A 5,804-nucleotide genomic window follows, 5' to 3' on the forward strand; every position below is an offset into this window, starting at 1 on the left:
CAACGTCGAACGCACGCGCGTGTACATCTTCCTGATCCAGGGTGCGGTCACAGCCCTCGCCGGCGTGATCCTCGCGTCGCGCATCACGTCGGGCCAGCCGAACGCCGCGCAGGGCTTCGAGCTGAACGTGATCTCCGCATGCGTGCTCGGCGGCGTGTCGCTGATGGGCGGCCGCGCGACGATCTCGGGCGTCGTGATCGGCGTGCTGATCATGGGCACCGTCGAGAACGTGATGAACCTGTTGAACATCGACGCGTTCTACCAGTACCTGGTGCGTGGCGCGATCCTGCTCGCGGCCGTGCTGCTCGACCAGCTGAAGAACCGCGGCGTACGCGACTGACCGACCTGTTTCCACGGAGACGACCTGCATGACCATCGATACTTCCGCGCCTGACTCGCAGGCTACGCATGCCGCGAGCGACGCGCGTTTCGCGCGCTACCCGAGCCTCGAGGATCGCGCGGTGCTGATCACGGGCGGCGCGACCGGCATCGGCGCGTCGTTCGTCGAGCACTTCGCCGAACAGGGCGCGCGCGTCGCGTTCGTCGACCTCGATGCGGCGGCCGGCGCCGCGCTCGCGGAACGCCTCGCGCACGTACGCCATGCGCCGCTGTTTCTCTCGTGCGACCTGACCGACATCGATGCGCTGCGCCATGCGATCGATGCGATCCGCGCGCGCATCGGCGCGATCGCGGTACTCGTGAACAACGCGGCGAACGACGCGCGCCACGCGATCGGCGACGTGACGCCCGCGTCGTTCGACGCGGGCATCGCGGTGAACCTGCGTCACCAGTTCTTTGCCGCGCAGGCGGTGATCGACGACATGAAACGGCAGGGCGGCGGCGCGATCATCAATCTCGGCTCGATCAGCTGGATGCTGAAGAACGGCGGCTATCCGGTCTACGTGATGGCGAAGGCGGCCGTGCAGGGCCTGACGCGCGGCCTCGCGCGCGATCTCGGCCCGTTCGGCATCCGCGTGAATTCGCTGGTGCCCGGCTGGGTGATGACCGACAAGCAGCGCCGGCTGTGGCTCGACGACGCGGGCCGCGCGGCGATCAAGGCCGGCCAGTGCCTCGACGCCGAACTGCTGCCGGCCGACCTCGCGCGGATGGCGCTGTTTCTCGCGGCCGACGACAGCCGGATGATCACCGCGCAGGACGTGATCGTCGACGGCGGCTGGGCCTGACCGCTCGCACGACCTGCATCGTTTCTTCGACGAAGGAAAGGAGCTCACCATGACGGCCACGTCCTCGCGCGCATCGTCGTCCACCAGCCAGTCGCGCCGCGCGCGCCTGGCCGCCGCCGCCCAGCCGGTCAGCCCCGGCCCGCAGACGGCCGTGTTCGCGCAGGGCGTCGGCGCCGCGCATGCGGCGGCCGTCACGTTGTCGAACGCGTCGCTGCGGCTCGACGTGCTGCCGCACCTCGGCGGCGGCATCGCGCGCTTCGACTGGCGCGGCGAGAACGGCGCGCTGGTGCCGGTGTTCCGCCGTTGCGAGCACCCGGAGACGGCGACGGACCCGAACGAGCTCGCGTGCTATCCGCTGCTGCCGTACTCGAACCGGATCGGCGACGGGCGCTTCGAATGCGACGGGCGCAAGGTCGCGGTGCCGCGCAACCGCCGCGACGAGCCGCTGCCGATCCACGGCGACGGCTGGCTCGCGCGGTGGCAGGTGGACGATGCGACCGACACGTCGCTGCAACTGTCGCTCGACCGTACCGCCGGCGCGCCGTATGCGTTCCGCGCGATCCAGTCGTTCGAACTCGACGACGCGACGCTGTCGATCGCGCTGACGATCGAGAACGCGGGGCGCACGCGGCTGCCGTTCGGGCTCGGCGTGCATCCGTTTCTCGTGCGCGATGCGGTGACCGAGCTGGCCGCGGCGGCGGGCGGCCTGTGGCTGTCGGGCGCCGATTTCCTGCCGGTGCGGCACGTGAGCGTGCCGCCGGCCTGGCAGTTCGGCGTCGCGTATCCGCTGCCGGCCACGCTCGTCAATCACGCGTTCACCGGCTGGGGCGGCCACGCGACGGTGAGCTGGCCGCGCCGCCGGCTGTTGCTGACCGTCGCGGCCGACGCTGACGCGTACGTGCTCTATACACCGCCGGGCGAGGATTTCTTCTGCTTCGAGCCGGTCGATCATCCGATCAATGCGGTGAACCTGCCGGGCGGCGCGGCCGCGCACGGGATGACGCTGCTCGCGCCCGGCGAGCGGCTCACGCGGCGCTTCGCGTTCACCGTCGAGCGCGCCGATGCGCGCAGCAATGCCACGACCCGCGAGGGAGCCCGGCGACGCGGGTAAAATACGCGGTCTACCAACGGTTTGCCGCGAGTACCCCCCATGTCTTCCCCGCTTACTTTCATTGAATCGCTGCGCGCCGCGTGGCAGCGCACGAATTCGCTGCTGTGCGTCGGCCTCGATCCCGAGCCGTCGCGCTTTCCCGTGCAGTTCGACGGTCAGCCCGACGCGATCTTCGAATTCTGCCGGCAGATCGTCGACGCGACCGCGCCGTACGCGAGCGCGTTCAAGCCGCAGATCGCGTACTTCGCCGCGCATCGCGCGGAAGACCAGCTCGAGCGGCTGATCGCGCACATCCATTTGCAGCATCCGGGCCTGCCGGTGATCCTCGACGCGAAGCGCGGCGACATCGGCAGCACGGCCGAGCAGTACGCGCGCGAAGCGTTCGAGCGCTATCGCGCGGACGCCGTCACGGTGAACCCGTACATGGGCTACGACTCGGTCGAGCCGTACTTCGAGCATGAAGGCAAGGGCGTGATCGTGCTGTGCCGCACGTCGAACCCGGGCGGCTCGGACCTGCAGTTCCTCGACACCAACGGCCGGCCGCTGTACCAGGTCGTTGCGGACCTCGCGGCGAACAAGTGGAACGCGCGGAACGGCCAGCTCGGTCTCGTGGTCGGCGCGACGTTCCCGAAGGAAATCGAGATCGTGCGCGGGATCGTCGGCGACATGCCGCTCTTGATCCCCGGCATCGGCGCGCAGGGCGGCGACGTGCAGGCGACCGTCAACGCAGGCCGCACGGCCGACGGCACCGGGATGATGATCAACTCGTCGCGCGCGATCCTGTACGCGAGCAAGGGCGAGGATTTCGCCGAAGCCGCGGCGCTCGCCGCGCAGAAGACGCGCGACACGATCAACGCGCATCGCTGATCGAATCGCACGACACCGCCCGGCGGGCCCGCCGGGCGGTTGGCGCCGGCCCCGCGCCCGTGGGCCGGCGCCGCCTCCTCGCATTCCCCCTTCGCTTTCCTCGATCCTCCCTGGCGCACGCGAACAACTTTCCGTCGCTTCCGTATCGCATGGGCGCAATTTATTCGCGCGATGCTGCCGCTTGTCACCGATCCGTCACAAAAATGTCAAGAAAAGGAGCGACGCCATGCCCCAGCTGTCCCGCCGTCTTCTGAGCGCGTTCGCCGCGTCGCTGTGCATGACGTTCGCCCATGCGGCGGATCTGTCGCACTGGCCCGCCGACAGCGCGAAGGCGCTGAACGCGATGATCGCCGCGCACGCGAACCGCGGCGACTACGCGGTGTTCGACGCCGACAACACGACCTACCGCTACGACCTCGAGGAATCGCTGCTGCCGTACCTGGAGAACCACGGCGTGCTGACGCGCGACTCGCTCGACCCGTCGCTGAAGCTGATCCCGTTCAAGGATTCCGCCGACTACAAGGAATCGCTGACGAGCTATTACTACCGGCTGTGCGAGATCGACGATCTGGTCTGCTATCCGTGGATCGCGCAGGCGTTCGCCGGCCAGTCGCTCGCCGACCTGAAGCGCCACATCGATGCGATGCTCGCCGACGGCAAGCCGATCCCGATCCGCTACTGGCAGGGCGACAAGGTCGTCGACGGCACGGTGAACCCGCCGCGCTTCTTTCGCGGGATGCAGGAGCTGTACAACGCGCTGCGCGAGAACGGCATCGAGGTCTACGTGATGACGGCCGCGCACGAGGAGCTCGCGCGCCTCGTGCTGGCCGACCCGAAGTACGGCTACAACGTGAAGCCGCAGAACGTGATCGGCGTGACGACGCTGCTGCGCAACCCGGCGACCGGCGCGCTGACCACGTCGCGGCTGCAGATCAAGGCCGGCAAGTACGACGAGGCCGCGAACCGCAACCTGGTGATCACGCCGTTCCTGATGAACCCGATGACGTGGTACGAAGGCAAGCTCGGTTCGATCGTCGGCTGGATCGACCAATGGAAGAAGCCGGTGCTCGTCGCGGGCGACACGCCGACGTCCGACGGCTACATGCTGCTGAATGCGACCGACGTCGCGCGCGGCGGCGTGCGCGTGTGGGTCAACAAGAAGGACAAGCAGATGGCGCAGATCCGCGCGTGGTCGGACGAATCGGCCGCGAAGCAGAAGGCGCTCGGCCTGCCGGTGACGGCGGACAAGAACTGGATCGTCGTGAAGCCCGACGCGATCCAGTAAGGAAGCGAGGGCGGGCGCGACACGTGCGCCCGGCCCGCTCAGCCTTCGCGCTCGTCGAGCAGCTTCAGCAGCCCGCGCAGCGCATGCGCGGCCGCCTGCGTGCGGATCTGTTCGCGGTCGCCCTTGAACACCCGCGTCTCGACATCGGTATGCAGCCGGTTGCTCCAGGCGAACGACACGGTGCCCACCGGCTTCTTCTCGCTGCCGCCGCCCGGGCCCGCGATGCCGGTGACGGACAGCGCGACCTGCGCGCGGCTGTTGCGCAGCGCGCCTTCGGCCATCGCGCGCGCGACGGGCTCGCTGACGGCGCCGTGCTTGTCGATCAGGTCGGCCGGCACGCCGATCATCTCGATCTTGGCCTGGTTCGAGTACGTGACGAAGCCGCGCTCGAACCACTGGCTGCTGCCGGAAATGTCGGTGATCGCGGTGGCGATCATCCCGCCGGTGCAGGATTCGGCGGTGGCGAGCGTGAGGTGCTCGTCACGCAGCTTGTTGCCTGCGCGGATCGCAAGCTGGTGGACGACGGAATCGGTTGGCATGCGCGTCGGGAAACGGGAGTCGGGAAACGGGAGTCGGGAAATCGGTCAGCCGACGACGGAGCGCCACAGCGCGATCACGAGCAGCGTCATGAACGCGGCGACCAGATCGTCGACCATGATGCCGAGCCCGCCTTTCAGGCGGCGGTCGAAGTAGCGGATCGGCGGCGGCTTGAGCATGTCGAAGAAGCGGAACGCGACGAACGCCCACAACTGGCCGACGAAGGTCGCGGGCGTGACGAACAGCATCACGAGCCAGATCGCGACGATCTCGTCCCAGACGACGGCGCCCGGATCGGCCACGCCGGCCTTCTTCGCGGTGAAACCGGTGACCCACGTGCCGGCCGCGAAGCCGACGGCGATCAGCGCCCACCATTCGGGCACCGTCAGGTAGCGGTTGAGCACGACGAACGTGAGCCAGCCGAACAGCGAGCCGAACGTGCCGGGCATGATCGGCGCGAGCCCGCTGCCGAAGCCGAGCGACACGAGATGCGCGGGGTGCGACAGCATGAAGCGGGCCGTCACGCGGGTCGGCGCGGCGCCGGGCTCGGCCGCGGCGTGCGCGGGCGTCGGATCAGTCTGCATGGAAGTGGTCGAAGCCGTGCAACGTGAGAGCGAGGGGCGCGCCGGCGGCGTCGCGCCACGCGATGGCGGGGTGCGCCGACGGCGCGGACAACGCGCGTATTGTACCGATTCGCGTGACCGGCACGCCGGCCGCGGCGCCGGCCGCTTCGACCGCCGCGCGGGCCGCCGCCGGCGCGGTGAAGCACAGTTCGTAGTCGTCGCCGCCCGCCAGCGTGCAGCGACGCTGCACGTCGGCC

General features: G+C 69.2%; 6 protein-coding genes and 2 pseudogenes. 5 read left to right on the forward strand and 3 right to left on the reverse strand.

All coding sequences use genetic code 11. The annotated features are described in order from the left end of the window. The 5 genes and pseudogenes from araH to AP428_RS00410 form a co-directional block, all read left to right on the forward strand. Nucleotides 1-340: pseudogene (araH, locus tag AP428_RS00390) on the forward strand (L-arabinose ABC transporter permease AraH); the annotation flags it as partial. 28 nt (nucleotides 341-368) lie between these two features. Next, nucleotides 369-1,184 (forward strand): SDR family NAD(P)-dependent oxidoreductase, encoded by an 816-nt coding sequence (locus AP428_RS00395; RefSeq protein WP_006476954.1) that lies wholly within the window; start codon nucleotides 369-371, stop codon nucleotides 1,182-1,184. A gap of 49 nt (nucleotides 1,185-1,233) precedes the next feature. After that, nucleotides 1,234-2,295, forward strand: a complete 1,062-nt coding sequence (locus tag AP428_RS00400) for an aldose 1-epimerase (protein ID WP_011544548.1) — start codon at nucleotides 1,234-1,236, stop codon at nucleotides 2,293-2,295. Between the two features lie 39 nt (nucleotides 2,296-2,334). Beyond that, nucleotides 2,335-3,162 (forward strand): orotidine-5'-phosphate decarboxylase, encoded by an 828-nt coding sequence (pyrF, locus tag AP428_RS00405; RefSeq protein WP_011544549.1) that lies wholly within the window; start codon nucleotides 2,335-2,337, stop codon nucleotides 3,160-3,162. 226 nt (nucleotides 3,163-3,388) lie between these two features. Next, entirely contained in the window at nucleotides 3,389-4,447 is a 1,059-nt protein-coding gene (locus tag AP428_RS00410; RefSeq protein WP_011544550.1) for a haloacid dehalogenase-like hydrolase, read from the forward strand. Between the two features lie 38 nt (nucleotides 4,448-4,485). Here the strand turns inward: AP428_RS00410 and AP428_RS00415 are convergent, their stop codons facing one another. The 3 genes and pseudogenes from AP428_RS00415 to AP428_RS00425 form a co-directional block, all read right to left on the reverse strand. Beyond that, on the reverse strand, nucleotides 4,486-4,986 hold the full coding sequence (locus tag AP428_RS00415) for a CinA family protein (RefSeq protein ID WP_011544551.1): 501 nt from the start codon (nucleotides 4,984-4,986) through the stop codon (nucleotides 4,486-4,488). 45 nt (nucleotides 4,987-5,031) lie between these two features. Beyond that, nucleotides 5,032-5,568, reverse strand: coding sequence for a phosphatidylglycerophosphatase A (locus AP428_RS00420; RefSeq protein ID WP_054927344.1), 537 nt, complete (start codon nucleotides 5,566-5,568; stop codon nucleotides 5,032-5,034). Then, nucleotides 5,558-5,804, reverse strand: a pseudogene (locus AP428_RS00425) (thiamine-phosphate kinase); the annotation flags it as partial. The gene AP428_RS00420 and the pseudogene AP428_RS00425, both read right to left, overlap by 11 nt.

Source organism: Burkholderia sp. E168m22 (assembly GCF_001319805.1).
Taxonomy (GTDB): Bacteria; Pseudomonadota; Gammaproteobacteria; order Burkholderiales; family Burkholderiaceae; genus Burkholderia; species Burkholderia orbicola.

Excerpts from the sequence above, each read along its gene's own strand:
- AP428_RS00415 (WP_011544551.1), bottom strand. The coding sequence starts at position 4,986 with ATGCCAACCGATTCCGTCGTCCACCAGCTTGCGATCCGCGCAGGCAAC.
- pyrF (WP_011544549.1), top strand. The coding sequence starts at position 2,335 with ATGTCTTCCCCGCTTACTTTCATTGAATCGCTGCGCGCCGCGTGGCAG.
- AP428_RS00410 (WP_011544550.1), top strand. The coding sequence starts at position 3,389 with ATGCCCCAGCTGTCCCGCCGTCTTCTGAGCGCGTTCGCCGCGTCGCTG.
- AP428_RS00400 (WP_011544548.1), top strand. The coding sequence starts at position 1,234 with ATGACGGCCACGTCCTCGCGCGCATCGTCGTCCACCAGCCAGTCGCGC.
- AP428_RS00420 (WP_054927344.1), bottom strand. The coding sequence starts at position 5,568 with ATGCAGACTGATCCGACGCCCGCGCACGCCGCGGCCGAGCCCGGCGCC.
- AP428_RS00395 (WP_006476954.1), top strand. The coding sequence starts at position 369 with ATGACCATCGATACTTCCGCGCCTGACTCGCAGGCTACGCATGCCGCG.